Origin of the sequence: Streptomyces sp. NPDC090499 (assembly GCF_044769305.1) — a bacterium.
GTDB lineage: Bacteria > Actinomycetota > Actinomycetes > Streptomycetales > Streptomycetaceae > Streptomyces.
In genome coordinates this window covers 112,900-131,231 of the sequence record NZ_JBIVXP010000020.1, presented here as the reverse complement: position 1 = coordinate 131,231, position 18,332 = coordinate 112,900, and the positions used below count along the sequence as shown (strand labels likewise).

The window sequence follows — 18,332 nt, the reverse complement described above, 5'->3', positions numbered from 1 at the left end:
CGAGGGCGCCCGGCCACCGTGGTGCGACCGACCCGGCGCTACCCGGCTGCCGTCCCCACGGCCGGATGCCCGCCGGGCCCCTGCCCGCCGCGAGGGCGGCCGGCCACCGTGGTGGGACCGGCGGTACCCGGCTGCCGTCCCCACGGCCGGATGCCCGCCGGGCCCCTGCCCGCCGCGAGGGCGCCCGGCCACCGTGGTGCGACCGACCCGGCGCTACCCGGCTGCCGTCCCCACGGCCGGATGCCCGCCGGGCCCCTGCCCGCCGCGAGGGCGCCCGGCCACCGTGGTGCGACCCGGCGCTACCGGCGGGCACTCGGGGGTTGGTCACAGGTTGCCGCGGCGGTCCTGTTCGCGTTCGATGGCTTCGAAGAGGGCCTTGAAGTTGCCCTTGCCGAAGCCCATGGAGCCGTGGCGTTCGATGATCTCGAAGAAGACCGTCGGGCGGTCCTGGACCGGCTTGGTGAAGATCTGCAGGAGGTAGCCGTCCTCGTCGCGGTCGGCGAGGATCCTCAGTTCGCGCAGGGTGTCGATCGGGACGCGGGTGTCGCCGACCCACTCGCCGAGGGTGTCGTAGTACGAGCCGGGGGTGTCCAGGAACTCGACGCCGGCCGCGCGCATGGTCCGTACCGTCTCGACGATGTCGTTGGTGTTGAGCGCGATGTGCTGGACGCCCGCCCCGCCGTAGAACTCCAGGTACTCGTCGATCTGCGACTTCTTCTTCGCGATCGCCGGTTCGTTGATCGGGAACTTGACCTTGAGGGTGCCGTCGGCGACCACCTTCGACATCAGCGCGCTGTACTCGGTGGCGATGTCGTCGCCCACGAACTCCTTCATGTTCGTGAAGCCCATGACCTTGTTGTAGAAGCCGACCCACTCGTTCATGCGGCCGAGTTCGACGTTTCCGACGCAGTGGTCGACGGCCTGGAAGGTGCGGCGGGCGGGCGGTTCGACGATCGGGGACGCGGCGGTGAAGCCCGGGAGGTAGGGGCCCTCGTACCCGGTCCGCTCGACGAGGGTGTGGCGGGTCTCGCCGTACGTGGCGATCGCGGCGAGGACGACGGTGCCGTGCTCGTCCTTGAGTTCGTACGGCTCGGCCACCGACCGCGCGCCGTGCTCCACCGCGTAGGCGTACGCGGCGCGGGCGTCCGGGACCTCGATGGCGAGGTCGACGACCCCGTCGCCGTGCTCGGCCACGTGGCGGGAGAGGAAGTGGCCCCACTCGGTGTCCGGCTTGATCACGGAGGTGAGGACGAACCGGGCCGACCCGTTCTCCAGGACGTAGCTCGCGGTCTCGCGGCTGCCGGTCTCCGGACCCGAGTACGCGACCAGCCGCATGCCGAAGGCGGTGGAGTAGTAGTGGGCCGCCTGCTTGGCGTTGCCCACGGCGAAGACGACGGCGTCCATTCCCTTGACCGGGAAGGGGTCATTCGGCCGGGCGGTCGCGGCGGGAGTGTGCTGTGTGGTCTGCGTCATGTCCGAAGGGTGAACCTGGCCCGCAAGGTGCGCAATAGATGGCGTTTCTACTGGGCAATATGCTCAGCAGTACGGCCGTACTGGCGGACTTTCTGTACAGGGTGACCATCCGGAGGCGGGCATGGCGATCGATCATCTGGACGGGCGGATCCTGGTGCTGCTGGCCCGGGAGCCGCGCATCGGGGTCCTGGAGATGTCCCGCAGGCTGGGCGTGGCCCGCGGGACCGTGCAGGCGCGCCTGGACCGGCTTCAGTCGAGCGGCGTGATCCAGGGGTTCGGCCCCCAGGTGGACCCCGCGGCCCTGGGCTACCCGGTCACCGCGTTCGCCACCCTGCAGATCCGGCAGGGCCAGGGACCGGACGTGCGAGCGCACCTGGCGACCGTGCCGGAGGTGCTGGAACTCCACACCACCACCGGCACCGGCGACATGCAGTGCCGCCTGGTGGCCCGCTCCAACGCCGACCTCCAGCGGGTGATCGACCGCGTCGTCGGCTTCGAAGGCATCGTCCGCGCCTCCACGGCGATCGTCATGGAGAACCCCGTTCCGCTACGGATCATCCCGCTGGTGGAGCAGGCCGCCGCGGACAGCACCTCGTAAGGGGCGTGCGTGCGGCACTGCGCGAGCATCCCCCACGCATCCGCATCCGCACCCGAAACTCAGCAGCCGGGGACCTTCTCCCCCTTCTCCAGCGCCACCAGATCGGACACCGCCCCCTTCAGCGTCGTCACCGGCACCAGCCGCAGCCCCTTCGGCAGTTCCGCCTTCGCATCGGCACACTCGTCCTTCGGCACGAGAAACACCGTCGCCCCGTCCCGTCGCGCGGCCTGCGTCTTCAGCGCGACGCCGCCCACGGCCCCCACCGCGCCGTCCGCGCCGATGGTCCCGGTGCCGGCGATGGTCTTCCCTCCGGTGAGGTCGCCCCCGCTGCCGTTGCCGTCCAGCTTGTCGATGATCCCGAGCGAGAACAGCAACCCCGCGCTCGGCCCGCCCACATCCGCCAGCTTGAGGGTCACCTTGACCTTGCTCGCGCTCAGGTCGAGGTACTTCAGCGCGGCCTGGGCCGCCGCGTCCTGCGACTGCTCCATCTGCTCGGTGTTGTGCTGCTCGATCTCCTGGACGTTGTCACCGCTCGGGTAGACCGAGTCGCGCGGCATCACGGCCCGGTCCGTCCGGAACCAGTTGCCGAGCACGTCACCGAGCGAGACCCGCGCGTCCGGCCCGGTCGCCTCGATCGTCGTCATCCGCAGCTGCCCGCTGGTCGTGCGGGTGGGCGCCCCGGAGACGGTGATCACCGGGGTGCCCCGGTTGGCGCCGAGCACGTTCGCCGTCATCCCGGGCTGGGCCACCGAGAACGGCAACGGCGCGAAGACGGCCGTAGCGATCAGAGCCACGACGGGAGCCGCACAGACGGCGACGGCCTGGAGACGCGTGAGACGTGAGAGCACGGAGTCAATCTAACGTGGCGACCTGTTCAGGCCACCGTCCCGGCCCCGCCCACCGCACCGCCTCCGCCGCCGCCCGCGCGACTGCCGTCCGTCCGTGCCGGCTGCCGTCCGTCAGCGCAACGCCTCCGCGACCTCCCGGGCCGCGTCCATGACCCGTGCGCCGACCCGTTCCGGCACGGCGTCGGCCAGCATCACGACCCCCACGCTGCCCTCGACGCCGGTGACCCCGATCAGCGGCGCCGCCGCCCCGCTCGCCCCGGCCTCCAGTTCGCCGTGGGTCAGCGTGTACCCGGGGTCGTCCCGCGCCGAGTGCCGGGCGGCCAGGATCGCCTTGCCGGCGGCCCCGCGGTCCAGCGGGTGCCGGAACCCGGCCCGGTAGGCCACGTGATAGTCCGTCCAGGTCGGCTCGACGACCGCGACGGCGAGCGCCTCGGTCCCGTCGACCAGGGTCAGGTGCGCCGTCGCCCCGATGTCCTCGGCGAGCGACCGCAGCGCCGGCAGGGCCGCTTCCCGTACCAGCGGATGCACCTGCCGGCCAAGACGCAGCACCCCCAGCCCGACCCGGGCTCGCCCGCCCAGGTCGCGCCGTACCAGCGCATGCTGCTCAAGCGTGGCGAGCAACCGGTACACCACGGTCCGGTTCACGCCCAGTTTGTTGGAAAGCTCGGTGACGGTCAGCCCGTGGTCCGTGTCGGCCAGCAGCTTGAGGACCCTGAGGCCCCGGTCGAGCGTCTGAGAGGTCTCCGCGGTCACGACGCCCACTCCTTAAGTGGTGAGGCCGGCAACCTCCGACGCGGCGGATGCGTCGCCGAGTCCCGTCAGCGACGCGCTTCAGAGGCCGCCGATCGGCATGGCGGCCCGGCGGCTCCGGGCCCAGTCGCTTCACGGCTGCGCTCCGCGGCGGCGCTGCCACGGGGCGTGTGCGTAGCCGGACAGTAGCGGTGCGGGTTCGCTGAGCGGAAGCCTCCGTCCAGAATCCGGTCACGTACCGGTATGGACTACTGCCGATTGCACCGGTATGTACACAGCGTCCTCGCGACAGCGCCCGAAAGGGGCGCTGGGGGTCCCCCCGGCCGAAGGCTGGGGGAGGCACTGCGCGACCAGCCCCCGCCGGCCCGCACCCGACCGACTACCTCATCCGGGTGGCCCACTCCTGCACCTTGGCGATCCGCTGCCGCAACTGCCCCGCCGTGGCCTCCGCGCTGGGCGGCCCCCCGCACACCCTGCGCAGCTCGGTGTGGATCACCCCGTGCGGCTTCCCGCTCTGATGCACATACGCGCTGACCATCGTGTTCAGCTGCTTGCGCAGCTCCATCATCTCCTTGTGGGAGACCACGGGCCGCCGTTCCGCGGGCAGTTCCAGCAGGTCGGCCTCGTCGTCCGGCTTCTTGCGGCTGTGCGCGATCTGCCGGGCCTGCCGCTTCTGCAACAGCAGCTGCACCTGGTCGGGTTCGAGGAGCCCGGGAATGCCGAGGTAGTCCTGCTCCTCCTCGCTCCCGGGGTGGGCCTGCATGCCGAACTCGGCGCCGTCGTAGAGCACCCGGTCGAAGACGGCCTCGGACTCCAGCGCCTCGAAGGCGAACTGCTCCTGCTCGCCGGTGTCCTCGTCCTGCTCCTTGTTCGCCTCCTCCATCTCCTTCTCGGACTCGGCGTACGGGTCCTCCTCGCCGTCCTTCTTCGGCTTGTCGAGGGCGTGGTCGCGCTCGACCTCCATCTCGTTGGCGAAGGTGAGGAGATCGGGGACGGTCGGCAGGAAGACGGAGGCGGTCTCGCCGCGCCGCCGGGACCGCACGAAACGGCCGACGGCCTGGGCGAAGAAGAGCGGAGTGGAGATGGTCGTCGCGTAGACCCCGACCGCCAGCCGGGGCACGTCGACGCCCTCGGACACCATCCGCACCGCGACCATCCACCGGTCGTCACTCGCGCTGAAGTCGTCGATCCGCTTGGACGCGCCGGTGTCGTCGGAGAGGACCACCGTCGCCTTCGTCCCGGTGATCTCCCGGATCAGCTTGGCGTAGGCGCGGGCCGAGTCCTGGTCGGAGGCGATGACGAGGGCGCCCGCGTCCGGGATGCCCTTGCGCACCTCGGTCAGCCGCTGGTCGGCGGCGCGCAGCACGGCCGGCATCCACTCGCCGCGCGGATCGAGCGCCGTACGCCAGGCCTGGCTGACCGCGTCCTTGGTCATCGGCTCGCCGAGCCGGGCGGCGATCTCGTCACCGGCCTTGGTCCGCCAGCGCATGTTGCCGCTGTAGGAGAGGAAGATGACCGGCCGCACCACGTGGTCGGCGAGCGCGTTGCCGTACCCGTACGTGTAGTCGGCGGAGGAGCGCCGGATCCCGTCCTGCCCCTCCTCGTACGTCACGAAGGGGATCGGGTTGGTGTCCGACCGGAACGGCGTACCGGTCAGGGCCAGTCGCCGGGTCGCCGGCTCGAACGCCTCCAGGCAGGCCTCGCCCCAGGACTTGGAGTCGCCGGCGTGGTGGATCTCGTCGAGGATGACGAGGGTCTTGCGCTGCTCGGCCCGGTTGCGGTGCAGCATCGGCCGCACGCCGACACCGGCGTACGTGACGGCGACCCCGTCGTACTCCCTGCTGAGCGGTCCGGCGCTGTACTCGGGGTCGAGCTTGATCCCTATCCTCGCCGCGGCCTCCGCCCACTGCTTCTTCAGGTGCTCGGTGGGGGCGACGACGGTGACCTGCTGCACGACGTGGTGGTGCAGCAGCCACGAGGCGAGCGTCAGCGCGAACGTCGTCTTCCCGGCGCCGGGCGTGGCCACGGCGAGGAAGTCGCGCGGCTGCTCCTGGACGTACTTCTCCATGGCGCCCTGCTGCCAGGCACGCAGCTTGCTGGCGGTACCCCAGGGCGCCCGGCCCGGGAAGGCCGGCGAGAGGTGATGGGAGGAGGAGGCGGAAGCAGAGGCAGACATAGGTGTGGGCCCGGAGGGCCCTCCGTTGAGGGTGGTGGCGGGCGACGGGCGGGCGGTAGTCACGGTCTCCGTAGTAAGGGGGTCGGGCGGCAGCTACGTATGACAACCGGGCCACCCTACCGGCGCCCCCCGGCTGTCAACGCGCGGACAAGGCCGCCTCACCCCCGGGTGGGACTCACGTCACAGATCACGGAGCCGGGTCGTCACCCAGGCCCCGGCCAGGGCCACCCCGGCCATCGGCAGGAACACCGCGGCGAAGGCCGCCGGACGGGCACCCGAGCCCGCCGCCCCCGTCATGCTGCCGCCGCCGAGGGAGGCGAAGGCCGCGCCGGCCACGGCGAGCAGGACGACGTTGGAGAGGGCGTCGGAGATCTGCAGGGCCGCGGAGTTGGCGCCGGCCTCGGCCGGGGCGGAGAGCCGGAGCATCAGCACGCTGGCCGAGGCGATCACCAGGCCCATCCCGAAGCAGCCGAACCCCCAGGCGACGGCCACGGTCCACACCGGCACGCCGGACACCAGCACCGCAGGCGCCGCGGCGACCGCCGCCGCCACCAGCACCATCCCGAGCGTCATCAGCCGCTCCCGGTACGGTTCCATCCGCGGCCGCGCCTGCACCCACGAGCCCACCGCCCAGGTCACCCCGCCGGCCGCCAGCGAGAACCCGGCCAGGGTGGGCGACAGGCCCCGCTGGGTGACGAGCATCAACGGCACGAAGGACTCGGCGGAGATGAACGCACCGGCCGCGACCCCGCGCAGCAGGACCACGGAGGGCAGGCCGCGCGCCGCCCGGTACGTGCCGCGGGGCAGCAGCGCGAGCACGGCGGGCACCAGCAGCGCACCGCCGAGCAGTGCGGGTACCACCGACACCCACCGCAGATCCTGGGCCGCGTACTGCAGCAGCCCCGCACCGAGCGAGATACCGAAGGCGAGCCGGATCCGCCGCCGGTCGAAGGCAACCTGCCCCCCTTCTCCCGCCACCGGCCCGCCCGCCCGGCGCCGTATCTGCGGCAGGGCCAGCGCCACCGGGAAGACCACGAGCACCGGGATGCCGAGGAACACCCACCGCCACCCGAGCTGCTCGGTCACCGCGCCCGCGGCCAGCGGCCCGACGATGGACGGCACCACCCAGCCGGCGGCGAACGCGGCCATGATCGCGGGCCGCAACCGCTCCGGGTAGGCCCGCCCCACCACGACGTACAGCGCGACGATGACCAGCCCGCCGCCGAACCCCTGCACGGCCCGCCCCGCGATGAACACCCACATGCCCTGCGCGGTCCCGGCCACCACCAGCCCGGCGGCGAAGGCCCCGATCCCCGCCGTCAGCGCCCCGAGCGGCCCCTTCCGGTCCGACCACTGCCCAGCCAGCACCATCCCGAACAGGCTGGTCGTGAAGTACCCGGAGAAGGCGAACGCGTACAGCGACACCCCGTCCAGCTCCCGGGCGGCGACCGGCATCGCCGTACCCACCGCGGTCGCCTCGAACGCGATGAGCAGCACGACGGAGACGATCCCGATGCTCAACGCCCGGTACGACCGCCCCAGCACACCCCCCGCATCGGCTCTGTCGTGGGTCTCGTCCGCGACAACGGCGTCGCTCGGTTCAAGGGCGGTCATGCTCACCACGGTAAGGCCCAATCCCCACTCTGACCCCTGTCGCAAGCCCCACCCCGCCTCCGACCTTGGTCGTACACCCCCAGGTCCCCGGCCCCCCCCGGCCCCCTCGGCCCTCGCTTCATGAACGCCGTATGGCAGTCCCGTTGCAGCCCCACCGATCCCCTTGAGCCCGTCCCCCGCACCCTCGTACCTTCAACTCACGCACACGGCCGTGTGCCCGAGTGGTTTAGGGACTCGCCTGCAAAGCGAGTTACGTGGGTTCGATTCCCGCCACGGCCTCCGACTGCCTGACCGGGCAGAGCGGGAGGGCGGCACCTCAACAGGGGTGCCGCCCTTCTTGCTGTGCGGGGGGCTATGGCTGCCGGGAGTGGGGGGCGGATTCGGCCTCGGGTGGGGGAGGGGTGCTGTCGCGGTGGCCGGAAGGGCGTGCGCCGGTGAGGGGGTTGGCCGGCAGCCAGGTGTCCAGGCGTCGGCGGGCGTGCTGGTGCAGCCGGGTCAGGAGACGGAGGGCCTGGGCGGCCGGGGGCGGGTCGGTGAGGTCGGCGGTCAGGGCGACCTCGACGCCGCCGCTGAAGCGGGCGGTGTAGTTGTACATGAAGCCGCACAGGCAGGCCAGGACGGTGCCGAGGAGGATCTCCAGGGCGACGACCCCGGTCGCGATGATCAGCGTCTCCCACGGCGTCGGCCACTCGCCGGGGGCCACGAGGTCCAGCAGCAACGACGTGGCGAGGGCGGCGCCGAGGACGCACACCCCCAGGCCGGTCAGGAAGAAGAAGCTCATCACCGTGACCGACCACGGGTTGGTCCCGGCTATCCGCATGCGGGTGGGCCGGCGCGGTGGGCCGTGCGGGAAGGCGTGGTCGCGGGCCGGTGCCGGCTGCGGCGACCCGCGTTCGGGGGCTGTCGGAGTGGGCGCCGTCGGTGACGTCACCATGCGGGACGAGATCCTCGGCCCCGGTTTGCGGGCCGTGCTGCGGGTCCTGCTGCGCTTGGTTCGGCTCATGTCCGCTCCCTCGCTGGTCCTCACCTGCGACGTTAGGTGGAGGCGTGCGGCCGCGCATTTCCGGCGATGACGGTGAGTGAGCAGCGGCGGGCCGGCCCGTGCGGGGGCGGGCGCCCGGGTTGTCCCCCGTGCGAGCTACCGGCAGGTGTCCACTCGGCGGTGACGATCGCGGGGCCGCGGATCCGTAGCGTTCGGGCCAGTCGCGGCGCCCGGCCGCGGATTCTGTGAGGGAGTCATGATGAGGCTGGTCTGGCAGCTCCTGGCGGTCGCGGCGGTCGCCTTCGTCGGGGGGCAGGGTGTCGCCGCGGTGCAGGGGAACTGGTTCCTCACCCTGGTCCTCGGCCTGCTCACGGCCGTGGTCGCGGTGCGTGTCTACGGGTGGGTGGTACGGCGGACCGAGCACCGGCCGAGCGTCGAGGTGGGGCGGGAAGGGGCCCGGACGGCGTTCGGAAGGGGGGCGGTCATAGGTGTGGTGACGTTCGCGTGTGTCATCGGGAACATCGCCTTCCTCGGGGACTACACGGTCCGCGGCCCGGGTTCGGTGACGGGTGCGGTGGGGCTGGTCGGGTACATGGCCGCCGCCGCGGTGACCGAGGAACTGCTGTTCCGGGGCGTGCTGTTCAGGATCGTCGAGGAACGCACCGGGACCTGGATCGCGCTGGTGTCGACAGGGGCCCTGTTCGGGATGATGCATCTGCTCAACAAGGACGCGACCGTGTGGGGCGCCCTCGCCATCGCGATCGAGGCCGGCGGCATGCTCGGTGCCGCGTACGCCGCCACCCGCACCCTCTGGCTGCCGATCGGCCTGCACTTCGGCTGGAACTTCGCCGAGTCCGGCATCTTCGGCACCGAGGTCTCCGGCAGCGGCGGAGCGCAGAAGGGGCTGCTGGACGCGGCCACCTCGGGGTCGCAGCTGGTCACCGGCGGGCAGTTCGGGCCGGAGGCGAGTGTGTACTCGGTGCTGCTCGGGGTGCTGGTGACGGTCGCGTTCCTGTGGGTGGCCAGGCGGCGGGGGCATGTGGTGCCGCGTCGGCGCCGGGACGTGCCGGCCGGCGCCGTCGCTACACTGCCGCGGTGATCGGTCCTCAGCGGGCGCCCGGGTGGTGGCACCGACTCGACGTCACGGTCCGGGATCTGCCGCTCGGGCTGCTGCTCCTGGCCGGCTCGTTCCTGCCGGCGCTGCACGGCAAGGGGACCCAGGTCGGAGACCTGCCGACCCGCCCCTTCGACGTGCTGACGATCGCGGTGCTGGGCCTGGAGTGCCTGCCGCTCGCCGGGCGCCGCCGGTGGCCGGCCCTCTCGCTGGCGCTGGTGTCCCTCGGTTTCGCCGTCGACCAGCTGCGCGGCTACCACTCGGTCGCCGGCACCGCACTGCCGCTCGCCCTGATCAGCGCCGGCGCCCATCTGGAACGGCACCGGCGGGTGACCGCGCTGGTGTGCTCAGCGGCCTACGTGCCGTTGGCGGTCGCGCTGTACCGGCTGGGGTCGGGGGGCGAGACGGTGAGCGGGTTCGTGACGTTCTACCTGGTGCTCGTGCTCGCCTGGGGCGTCGGGGCGTGGCTGCGCTCGACCCGGGCCGCCGAGGCGGAACGGCGGCGGCGGGTCGCCGAGGACACCCGTACCGCCGAACGCACCCGGATCGCACGGGAGTTGCACGACGTGGTGACCCACCATGTGACGGCGATGGTGGTGCAGGCGGAGGCGGCCCGGTACCTGACCGCCGCGCCGGACCGGCTCGACCGGACGCTGACCGCCGTCTCCGACACCGGCCGGCGGGCCATCTCCGACCTGCGTCATCTGCTCGACCTGCTCGATCCCGACCACGGCACGGACACCGGCGGCAGGACACCGCCGGCCGGCCGGCTGCTCACGCTCGTGGAACAGACGCGCCGGGCCGGGCAGCCGGTGGAGTTCACCGAGGAGGGCACGCCGTCCCCGTCGGCGGGCAGCGCCGACCTGGTGGCCTACCGGGTGGTTCAGGAGGCCCTGACGAACGCCCTCAAGTACGCCCATGGCAGCCGCACTTCGGTGCGGGTGCGGCACGACGCGAAGGAGATCACCGTGGAGGTCGGCACGGACGGGTCAGGACCGGCCACCGCGTCCGTGGGCGGGAGCGGGCGGGGCCTGGCCGGTCTGCGGGAACGCGTGGCCGTGCTGGGCGGCGAGTTCAGCGCCGGGGCGACGGACGACGGCCGATTCGTCGTCCGGGCCCGGATACCCGCGGGGAGCCCGGCATGACAGGCGTGACCGGCGGGACCGGCGGGCCCGGTGTGACCGCCGCCGTCGGCGAGGCGCCGATCCGGGTCCTGGTCTGCGACGACCAGGTGCTGGTCCGCACCGGGCTGGCGACGATCATCGGCGCCCAGCCCGACCTGGAGGTGGTGGGCGAGTGCGGGGACGGGCGGGCCGCGGTCGACCTCGCCGCCCGGGTGCGCCCGGACGTCGTGGTGATGGACGTCCGGATGCCGGTCCTCGACGGCATCGAGGCCACCCGGCTGCTCGCCGGTGCCGGGGTGCCGCATCCGGTGAAGGTGCTCGTGGTGACGACGTTCAACCTGGACGAGTACGTCTACGAGGCCCTGCGCGCCGGCGCCAGCGGCTTCCTGCTCAAGGACGCGCCGCCGGACCGGCTGCTGCACGGCATCCGGACCGTGGCCGCGGGCGCGGCCCTGCTGGACCCCGAGGTGACCCGGCAGCTCGTGGGCCGCTACGCCGCCCGGATCCGCCCGGCCGACGGCGGCACCCCGCACGGCGTCCCGCTGACGCCGCGCGAGCTGGAGGTGCTGCGGCTGATCGCGGACGGCCTCTCCAACAGCGAGATCGCCGCGGCGCTCGTGATCAGCCCGGAGACCGTCAAGACCTTCGTGTCCCGCATCCTGACCAAGCTGGGGCTGCGCGACCGCGTCCAGGCCGTCGTCTACGCCTACCGCCAGGGCCTGGTGACCTGACCTCTACAGCACCCCGCCCGCCTCGTCCTGGAACAGCTCCGTCCAGTAGTGCCAGTCGGCGTCCGTGGTGACCGGGGTGGGGTCGATGGCCGCGAGGGTGTGGAGCATGGTCGCGGCGAGCTGGTCGTAGGCCTCGGTGGTGAGTTCGTGGTTCAGGTGCTCGTCGATGGTGCGCTCGTGGTGCAGGAGCCAGAGGGTGTAGGCGAGCGTGGAGATGTCCGTGTTGAGGGGGTAGAGGGTCGCCTCGGGCTCGGAGAAGTTGAGGATCGCGCCGGTGGAGCCGTCCACGACGAGGCTGTTGTCCTCGACCAGGTAGCCGAGGCGTATCAGCCGGTCGGCGTGGGCCGGCAGGTTGTCCAGGGGGAAGCCGCCGGTGTGGATGTCGGTGAAGTACTCCCAGAGGGTGGGCAGCGGGGCGTCCGGGTCCAGGTGGAAGACGACCGCGTCCTCCGGGATGCCGGTCTCGCGCAGGAAGCGGCGGGTCGGCTCGTGGGTGAGCGTGGGCGGGAAGTCGACCTCCTCGAAGCGGGCCACCCGGCCCTGCCCGAACTCCTGGTCCAGGAGCCGGGCCGGCAGGTCGACGGCGAGCCCGGAGTCCGTGCCGGGGCCGGCGATCAGGCTGAGGGGACGGATCAGGGCCGTCGCCTTCCAGTACGGCGGGACGCGGCCTGCCGTGCCCTCCTCGAAGAGCTCCAGGAGCCTGCGGGAGGCCTCGGTCGCCGTCTTCGTGCCGTGCGTACCGGCGAGGGAGGCGAAGCGGCCGCGCAGGTCCGTCAGTTCCTCGGTGACCGCGGCGAAGCGCAGCAGGGTCTCCAGCGAGGGGGCCAGCGGGCGCGGGTCGGTGGGGTCGACCAGGTAGGCCGTGCTGATCTCGCCAGTGCCGCCGTCGAGGAGGATCGACTCGGTGTCCAGGCCGGCCGGGGCCAGCAGCTCCCCGATCACCAGCCGGTCCCGGAGCTCCTCCGCGAGCCGGGCCGGGCCGTCGGTGACGTCCGCCAGGGTGCGCAGGCCGACGGTGCGCAGCGGCTCGAACGTCAGCAGGCCGCCGCTCTCGGGCAGTCCGGGACCGGTGAGCCAGCTGCGGGTGGGTTCGTGCGTGATGTACCGGTCCAGTTCGGCCTCGGTCAGCGTGATCGCCGCCGCCCCGCTGCCGGTCGTGCTGGTCGTGCTCATCGCCGCCCCCGCGATCAGAGAGTTCAAAAAATTCACGTCGTATGAGAAGTCTGATGGAAAGTCCGGTGGAGAGTCCGTCGGACGGGTGTCCCCCACTGACCAGAACACTACGCCGCGGCACTGACAACGCCCCGCAGAAGAGACGTCAGGCGACCCTGGACCGTTCCGTCCCGGCGAGAATCGCTTGCACCGTCTGTTCCACGGAGAGCGCCGACGTGTCCAGCCACAGTCCCAACGGCTGGGTCCGCAGACGGAGTTCCGCGTCCAGGTCGGCGATCGTCCACGCGGGCCCGTACCCGCTCTTCGACCGCCCTGCCTCCCGCTCCGCCACGGCCGCGGGGCTGGGGGCGAGAACGACGACGTGCAGGGGGCGGCTGCGGATCCGCTCGACGTACGACGTCAGCTCGGGGCCCAGCAGCACGTCCTGGACGATCGCGGTGAAGCCGGCCTCGGCGTAGGCGTCCGCCGTCGCCGCCGAGAGGCGGTACCGGAGGTGGAGCTGGGCGGTGGCCTCGGCGGAGGCGTCGGGGGTGTGGTCCCGGCGCCCCGAGACGATCATGCGGCGGAAGAGGTCGCCGCGGACGTGCGCGGCCCGGGGCAGGTACTCGGCCAGCGCCTGGGCGACGGTCGACTTGCCCGAGGCCATGACCCCCGCGATCACCACGACCCCGGACAGGCTCACTGGCCCGTGACCACCGCCGCCTGCGGGCGGATCGGGAGGCGGTTGACCGGGCGGCCGGTTGCGGCGCGGACGGCGGAGGCGATGGCCGCGGGGGAGGTCACGACCGGTACCGCGCTGACCGACTTGGCGCCGAAGGGGGCGACCACGTCGCGTTCCTCGACGAGTTTGACGATCCGGATGTCGGGTGCGTCGAGGGCGGTCGGCAGGGCGTAGCCGGTGAGATCGGGGTGGCGGATCAGGCCGCGCGGGGTGCGCAGGTTCTCCGTCAGGGCGATGCCGACGCCCTGCGTGACACCGGCCTCGATCCGGGCGTTCAGCTGGGCCGGGTTGAGGATCCGGCCGACGTCCTGGGCGACGGCCAGCTCCACGACCCGTACCGAACCGAGCTCGATGTCGACGTCGACGACCGCGCGGATCGCGCAGAAGGCGAGGCCGACGAAGGCGTCGCCCTGGCCGTCGCCGTTGAGCGGCTCGGTGGGGTGCGGGCGGCACTGCGCGGTGGCCCACAGCTCCTTGCCGTCCAGCGCCTCGGTGACGGTGGTCGACAGGACGCCGTCGTACGACGTGATCTTGCCGTCGGTGATCTGGAGCAGCTCGGTGGACATGCCGAACTTGTGGGCGAGGGGCTGGAGGAGCTGGGTGCGGACCATCTTGGCGGCGCGTTCCACGGCCCCGCCGGAGACCCAGGTGTGGCGGCCGCGGCAGCCGGGGCCGGCCGGCGGCTGGTCGGTGTCGACGGGGGCCACGTGGACCTCGTCGACACCGAGGGTCTCCTGGACGATCTGGCGGGCCAGCGTGGTGAAGCCCTGGCCGGTCTCCACGGCCGCGCAGAGCACGGTCGCGATGCCGTCGTGGACCTTGACCGTGGCGGTGGAGACCTCGTCGGCGCCCTCCGCGCCGAGCATGTGCACCATGCCGAGGCCGTAGCCGACGCCCCGGCGCACCGCGCCCGGTTCGCCGGCGCCCTCGGGGCCGCCGGGCAGCAGCCACTCGTCCTCGGGGGTGTCCTTGGGCAGCTGCGGGAGCGGGAAGTCCCGTACCGCCTGGAGGAGTTCGGCGACCGGGGCCGGGCAGGTCACGGTCTGGCCGATGGGCAGGAGGTCGCCGGTGGCGAGCGCGTTGCGCAGCCGGATCTCGGCCGGGTCGAGGCCGAGCTTCTTCGCGAGCTTGTCCATCTGCGCCTCGTAGGCGGCGCAGACCTGCATGGCGCCCTCGCCGCGGACATGGCCGGAGGGCGGGTTGTTGGTGCGGACGGCCCAGCCCTCGATGAAGGCGTTGGGGACGACGTACGGGCCGCAGGCGAAGGAGACGGCGGCGGCCAGGGACTCGGCGGAGGTGTCGGCGTAGGCGCCCGCGTCGAGCAGGATCTGCGCCTCGACCTTGACCAGCTTGCCCTCGGCGTCGGCGTGGTGCCGGTAGCGGAGCAGGGTGGGGTGGCGGTGCGCGTGGCCGAGGAAGGACTCCTCGCGGGTCGCCGTGAGCTTGACCGGGCAGCCGGTCTTCAGGGCGAGCAGGCCGAGCGGCAGCTGGAAGCCCTGGTCCTCGCGGTCGGCGGTCGCGCCCGGCACGCCGGTGACGACGATCTTCACCTGTTCGAGCGACAGGCCGTAGCAGGCGGCGGCCGTGTTGCGGTCGGTGTGCGGGTCGGTGGAGGCCAGGTAGAGCTCGACGCCGCCGTCGGGGCGGGGCACGGCGAGTCCGGCCTCGGCGCCGATGGGGGCGGGGTCGGCGCGGCCGATGCGGTACTGGCCCTCGACCACGATCTCGCCGGTCGCGTCCGGGTCGCCGTGCTGGAGCGGGATGTGCCGGATCAGGTTGCCGTCGGGGTGCAGCGGCTCGGCCTCGAAGGACTGCTCGGGGTCGATGACCGGGTCGAGCACCTCGTACTCGACGATGACGGCGGCGGCGGCCATGCGGGCGGTGTCCGGGTGGTCGGCGGCGACGGCGGCGATGGGCTCGCCGTGGTGCCGTACGACCTCGGAGGCGAAGACCGGGCGGTCCGGGGTGCCCCGGCCGTGGCGCGGGGTGCCGGGCACGTCCTCGTGGGTGACGACGGCCCGTACGCCGGGCATCTCGCGCGCGTGGCTGGTGTCGATCGACACGATGCGCGCGTGCGGGTGCGGGGAGCGCAGCACGGCCGCCCAGAGCAGGCCTTCGGCCCACAGGTCGGCCGCGTACGGGAAGGTGCCCTCGGTCTTCGCGCCGGCGTCGGCGGCCGGCAGCGACACGCCGAGGCCGTGCGGCAGCGGCTCGGCGGCGGGGACGGGGGTCTCCGCGGCGGTGGTCGTGACGACGGTCTCGTTGGTCACGCCTGGCCTCCGTCCGGGCCGTAGGGCTGATCGTCGTAGCTCTGGTTCTGGCTCTGCTCGTCGAACGACTGGTTGCCGCCGAAGGTCTGGTTGCCGCCGAAGGTCTGGTTGCCGCCGAAGGTCTGGTTGCCGCCGAACGACTGGTTGCCGCCGAACGACTGGTTGCCGCCGAACGACTGGTTGCCGCCGAACGACTGGTTGCCACCGTACGACTGGTCGTACGCCTGCTCCTGCGGGATCTGGATTCCGGCCCCGAAGGTGCGCGGGGACTCGAACGCCGACGCGTTGACGCCGCCGGCTCCCGGTCCCGCCTGATGCGGAATACGGGCCTCGTCGCCGTCCGTCTCAGCGCCGGCGGCGGCGTGTGCCTCGCGTTCGGCGACGACCTCGTCGACGGCGTCCAGGACGCCCCGGTAGCCGGAGCAGCGGCAGAGGTTGCCGCACAGGGCCTGGCGGGTCTCCAGCTCGGTGGGGGCCGGGTTGCCCTCCAGCAGGTCGTGGACGGTCATCGCCATGCCGGGGACGCAGAAGCCGCACTGGACGGCTCCGCAGCGGGCCAGGGCGCGTTGCACGTCCGAGGGGCGGCCGTCCTGGGCCAGGCCCTCGACCGTGCGGACCTCGCTGCCGGCGGCGGTCACCGCGGGGACCAGGCAGGAGGCGACCAGGCGGCCGTCGACCTGGACGTTGCAGGCGCCGCACTCGCCCTGCGAGCAGCCGTCCTTGGCACCGGCGAGGCCGAGGCGCTCGCGGAGGACGTACAGGAGGGACTCGCCGATCCAGGCGTCGGTGACGGGGCGGTCGGCGCCGTTGACGCGCAGGACGTAGGAGGCCAGCGGGTGGTCGTCGACCGCCTCGGCCTCGCCCTCGGCGTGTCGGTTGTCGGCCGCGCCGCCCGTGCCGCTCTCGTCGTCGGGTGCGGGTGGCCCCTGCGGGGCGGACTCGCCGTCGGCGGCCTGCGGGTCGTGGGCGGGGTGCGAGCCGGTCGTGTCGCGGGGCGCGTCGGCCTGGCCGGCGCCGGGCGGGCCGCCGACGGCGCGCAGTTCGCCGGTGTCGGACGGCCGGCCGACCGTGTACGGTTCGCCGATCTCCCCCGTTTCACCCCGTTCGCCCCCTTCGCCCCTGCTCGACACGTCGGCCACAGGCGGCGCACCGACGGCCTGGGAGGCGAGCCGAGCGGGCGGCGTGTCGCCGCGACCCGCAGAGGGCTCAGCGGGCGCCCCAGGGGCCTCCGCGGGGTGTTCCCAGCTCCCGGTCTCCGTCACCCACGGCGCGGAGGCACCGCCCGGCAGGGTCGCCGGCGGCGTGCCGCCCCACTGCTCCATGAGGGCGGATGTGGTGAACTCGCCCGATTCGTCCGGTGAGTCGCCGCTCGCGACCGGGATCGACCACTGGCCGGTCACATCGTGGCCGGGCGCGGGCTGCGGCTCCTCGTACGTCCACTGCTGTGTCGAGGCGGGGTTGTACGTGAACCGGTCGTCGGCCAGCCGCTCCTGCGGGACCGCGTTCGGGTCGGGCCACCGGGCGCCGTCGGCCGGCGCGCCCCAGGTGTCGGTGCCGGGAGCGGCCGCTATCTGCGGCGGCACATAGCCGTGTCCGGGCGCGGCCAGCGGGCTGTCGGCGGACAGCAGGGCCTCGATGCCGCCCTCGGGAAGCTTCACGAACGCGGTCGCACCGTCGTCGTAGTCGCCCTGGGGCAGCGGGTCCCAGCGGCGGCCGCCCCCGTTCGCGGGCGCGCCCTCTCCGTGCTGGTCGTCGGTCATGACAGCGCCCTCCCCAGTGCTCGTCGGGCCAGCGCGGCGACGGTGCGCCGCAGGTGCAGTACGGCGGGCGGAAGCGCCGGCACCGAGCCGTCGGGCTCGGGGGCCGGGTCCGGGATGCAGGCGGCCGCGACGTACTCGCCGAAGGCGGCCAGCGCCTCCGGGACGAGTGCGCGGTCGTTGTCCCAGTCGATCAGCCGGGCCACCCACTGCTCGGCGTCCAGGGGCCTGAGCGGCATCGGCGCTATGGCCCCGACGGCGCATCTGACCCCGCGCCGGGCGGGGTCGAGGACGAGCGCCACGGAGGCCACCGAGCGGCCCGGCCCGGTGCGCCCGGTCGCCTTCAGGAAGACCTGCGGGGCGTGCAGCAGCGGCACCCGCACGAAGCCGATCAGCTCGCCCGCGCGGAGCATCTCCACGCCGGCCAGCAGGTGCGACACCGGGATCTCCCGGCGGGATCCGCCCGGTCCCGCGATGATCAGCGTCGCCTCCAGGGCGGCGAGCACCGGCAGCGCGTCGCCGGTGGGCGCGGCCGTGGCGATGTTGCCGCCCAGGGTGCCGGCGTTGCGGATGTGCGGCGGACCGGCGGCCCGCGCGGCGGCGGCGAGCGCCGGGATCAGGGCCGCGAAGTCGGGGCGGCCCATGCGCGCGTGCGTGAGGCCGGCGCCGAGCAGGGCGTTGCCGTCCTGGTACTGCCAGCCGCGGATCTCGCTGATCCGGCCGAGGCCGACCAGGGCGGCGGGCCTGAGCTGTCCGGAGTTGACGGCGGCCATCAGGTCGGTGCCGCCCGCGACGGGGACGGCGGCGGGCATGTCGGTGAGGGCCGCCACGGCCTCGTTCAGCGTCGTGGGCAGCGTGACGGACTGCCCCGCCTGCGGTGCGTGCGTGGTCAAAACCGGCTGCCCCTTCCCGCTGCCCCACCTGGTCCCACCTGTGTGGCCGTACGGTACGTGCTCACAGGGCGGACGTGGCAACTCTGGCACATCTTCGCAAGCCTCGAA

General features: G+C 73.1%; 15 protein-coding genes and 1 tRNA gene. 5 read left to right on the top strand and 11 right to left on the bottom strand.

Going from position 1 to position 18,332, the window contains the following annotated elements; translation table 11 throughout:
- Nucleotides 1-324 precede the first annotated feature (324 nt).
- Nucleotides 325-1,473: a 4-hydroxyphenylpyruvate dioxygenase gene (hppD, locus tag ACIQVL_RS42985; protein ID WP_403434689.1), complete on the bottom strand. Its 1,149-nt coding sequence runs from the start codon at nt 1,471-1,473 to the stop codon at nt 325-327.
- Nucleotides 1,474-1,594: 121 nt separating this feature from the next.
- On the opposite strand from hppD, the gene ACIQVL_RS42980 reads away from it, so the two are divergent.
- Complete coding sequence (locus ACIQVL_RS42980) at nt 1,595-2,071, top strand: Lrp/AsnC family transcriptional regulator (RefSeq protein WP_403478192.1); 477 nt, start codon at nt 1,595-1,597, stop codon at nt 2,069-2,071.
- A 59-nt stretch (nt 2,072-2,130) separates the two neighbouring features.
- On the opposite strand, the gene ACIQVL_RS42975 is transcribed toward ACIQVL_RS42980, so the two are convergent.
- The 4 genes from ACIQVL_RS42975 to ACIQVL_RS42960 form a co-directional block, all read right to left on the bottom strand.
- On the bottom strand, nt 2,131-2,919 hold the full coding sequence (locus ACIQVL_RS42975) for a S16 family serine protease (protein ID WP_403434692.1): 789 nt from the start codon (nt 2,917-2,919) through the stop codon (nt 2,131-2,133).
- 111 nt (nt 2,920-3,030) lie between these two features.
- Nucleotides 3,031-3,672, bottom strand: coding sequence for a helix-turn-helix domain-containing protein (locus tag ACIQVL_RS42970; protein ID WP_351958203.1), 642 nt, complete (start codon nt 3,670-3,672; stop codon nt 3,031-3,033).
- Nucleotides 3,673-4,048: 376 nt separating this feature from the next.
- On the bottom strand, nt 4,049-5,845 hold the full coding sequence (locus ACIQVL_RS42965) for a DEAD/DEAH box helicase (protein WP_403434693.1): 1,797 nt from the start codon (nt 5,843-5,845) through the stop codon (nt 4,049-4,051).
- Nucleotides 5,846-6,025: 180 nt separating this feature from the next.
- Entirely contained in the window at nt 6,026-7,459 is a 1,434-nt protein-coding gene (locus ACIQVL_RS42960) for an MFS transporter (RefSeq protein ID WP_403478191.1), read from the bottom strand.
- Nucleotides 7,460-7,666: 207 nt separating this feature from the next.
- On the opposite strand from ACIQVL_RS42960, the gene ACIQVL_RS42955 reads away from it, so the two are divergent.
- A tRNA-Cys gene (locus ACIQVL_RS42955) sits at nt 7,667-7,738 on the top strand.
- Nucleotides 7,739-7,811: 73 nt separating this feature from the next.
- Here ACIQVL_RS42955 and ACIQVL_RS42950 read toward each other — a convergent pair.
- Nucleotides 7,812-8,462 carry a DUF3566 domain-containing protein gene (locus ACIQVL_RS42950; RefSeq protein ID WP_403478190.1) on the bottom strand — a complete coding sequence of 217 codons (651 nt, stop codon included), beginning with the start codon at nt 8,460-8,462 and terminating at the stop codon, nt 7,812-7,814.
- Nucleotides 8,463-8,700: 238 nt separating this feature from the next.
- On the opposite strand from ACIQVL_RS42950, the gene ACIQVL_RS42945 reads away from it, so the two are divergent.
- The 3 genes from ACIQVL_RS42945 to ACIQVL_RS42935 are packed head-to-tail and all read left to right on the top strand — an operon-like array spanning nt 8,701 to nt 11,410.
- Nucleotides 8,701-9,540, top strand: coding sequence for a lysostaphin resistance A-like protein (locus tag ACIQVL_RS42945; RefSeq protein ID WP_403478225.1), 840 nt, complete (start codon nt 8,701-8,703; stop codon nt 9,538-9,540).
- Nucleotides 9,537-10,700 (top strand): sensor histidine kinase, encoded by a 1,164-nt coding sequence (locus ACIQVL_RS42940; RefSeq protein WP_403478189.1) that lies wholly within the window; start codon nt 9,537-9,539, stop codon nt 10,698-10,700. The genes ACIQVL_RS42945 and ACIQVL_RS42940 overlap by 4 nt, the downstream gene beginning before the upstream one ends.
- Nucleotides 10,697-11,410, top strand: a complete 714-nt coding sequence (locus ACIQVL_RS42935; protein ID WP_403478188.1) for a response regulator — start codon at nt 10,697-10,699, stop codon at nt 11,408-11,410. Before ACIQVL_RS42940 ends, ACIQVL_RS42935 begins: the two co-directional genes overlap by 4 nt.
- 3 nt (nt 11,411-11,413) lie before the next feature.
- On the opposite strand, the gene ACIQVL_RS42930 is transcribed toward ACIQVL_RS42935, so the two are convergent.
- The 5 genes from ACIQVL_RS42930 to ACIQVL_RS42910 all read right to left on the bottom strand — a co-directional run bounded on the left by ACIQVL_RS42930 (nt 11,414) and on the right by ACIQVL_RS42910 (nt 18,224).
- Nucleotides 11,414-12,583: an SUKH-4 family immunity protein gene (locus ACIQVL_RS42930; RefSeq protein WP_403434781.1), complete on the bottom strand. Its 1,170-nt coding sequence runs from the start codon at nt 12,581-12,583 to the stop codon at nt 11,414-11,416.
- A gap of 145 nt (nt 12,584-12,728) precedes the next feature.
- Complete coding sequence (locus tag ACIQVL_RS42925; RefSeq protein WP_403478224.1) at nt 12,729-13,259, bottom strand: AAA family ATPase; 531 nt, start codon at nt 13,257-13,259, stop codon at nt 12,729-12,731.
- A gap of 2 nt (nt 13,260-13,261) precedes the next feature.
- On the bottom strand, nt 13,262-15,574 hold the full coding sequence (locus tag ACIQVL_RS42920) for a xanthine dehydrogenase family protein molybdopterin-binding subunit (RefSeq protein ID WP_403434783.1): 2,313 nt from the start codon (nt 15,572-15,574) through the stop codon (nt 13,262-13,264).
- Nucleotides 15,571-17,334 (bottom strand): 2Fe-2S iron-sulfur cluster-binding protein, encoded by a 1,764-nt coding sequence (locus tag ACIQVL_RS42915; protein ID WP_403478187.1) that lies wholly within the window; start codon nt 17,332-17,334, stop codon nt 15,571-15,573. The genes ACIQVL_RS42920 and ACIQVL_RS42915 overlap by 4 nt, the downstream gene beginning before the upstream one ends.
- On the bottom strand, nt 17,331-18,224 hold the full coding sequence (locus ACIQVL_RS42910; protein WP_093502377.1) for a xanthine dehydrogenase family protein subunit M: 894 nt from the start codon (nt 18,222-18,224) through the stop codon (nt 17,331-17,333). Before ACIQVL_RS42910 ends, ACIQVL_RS42915 begins: the two co-directional genes overlap by 4 nt.
- Nucleotides 18,225-18,332: the final 108 nt, after the last annotated feature.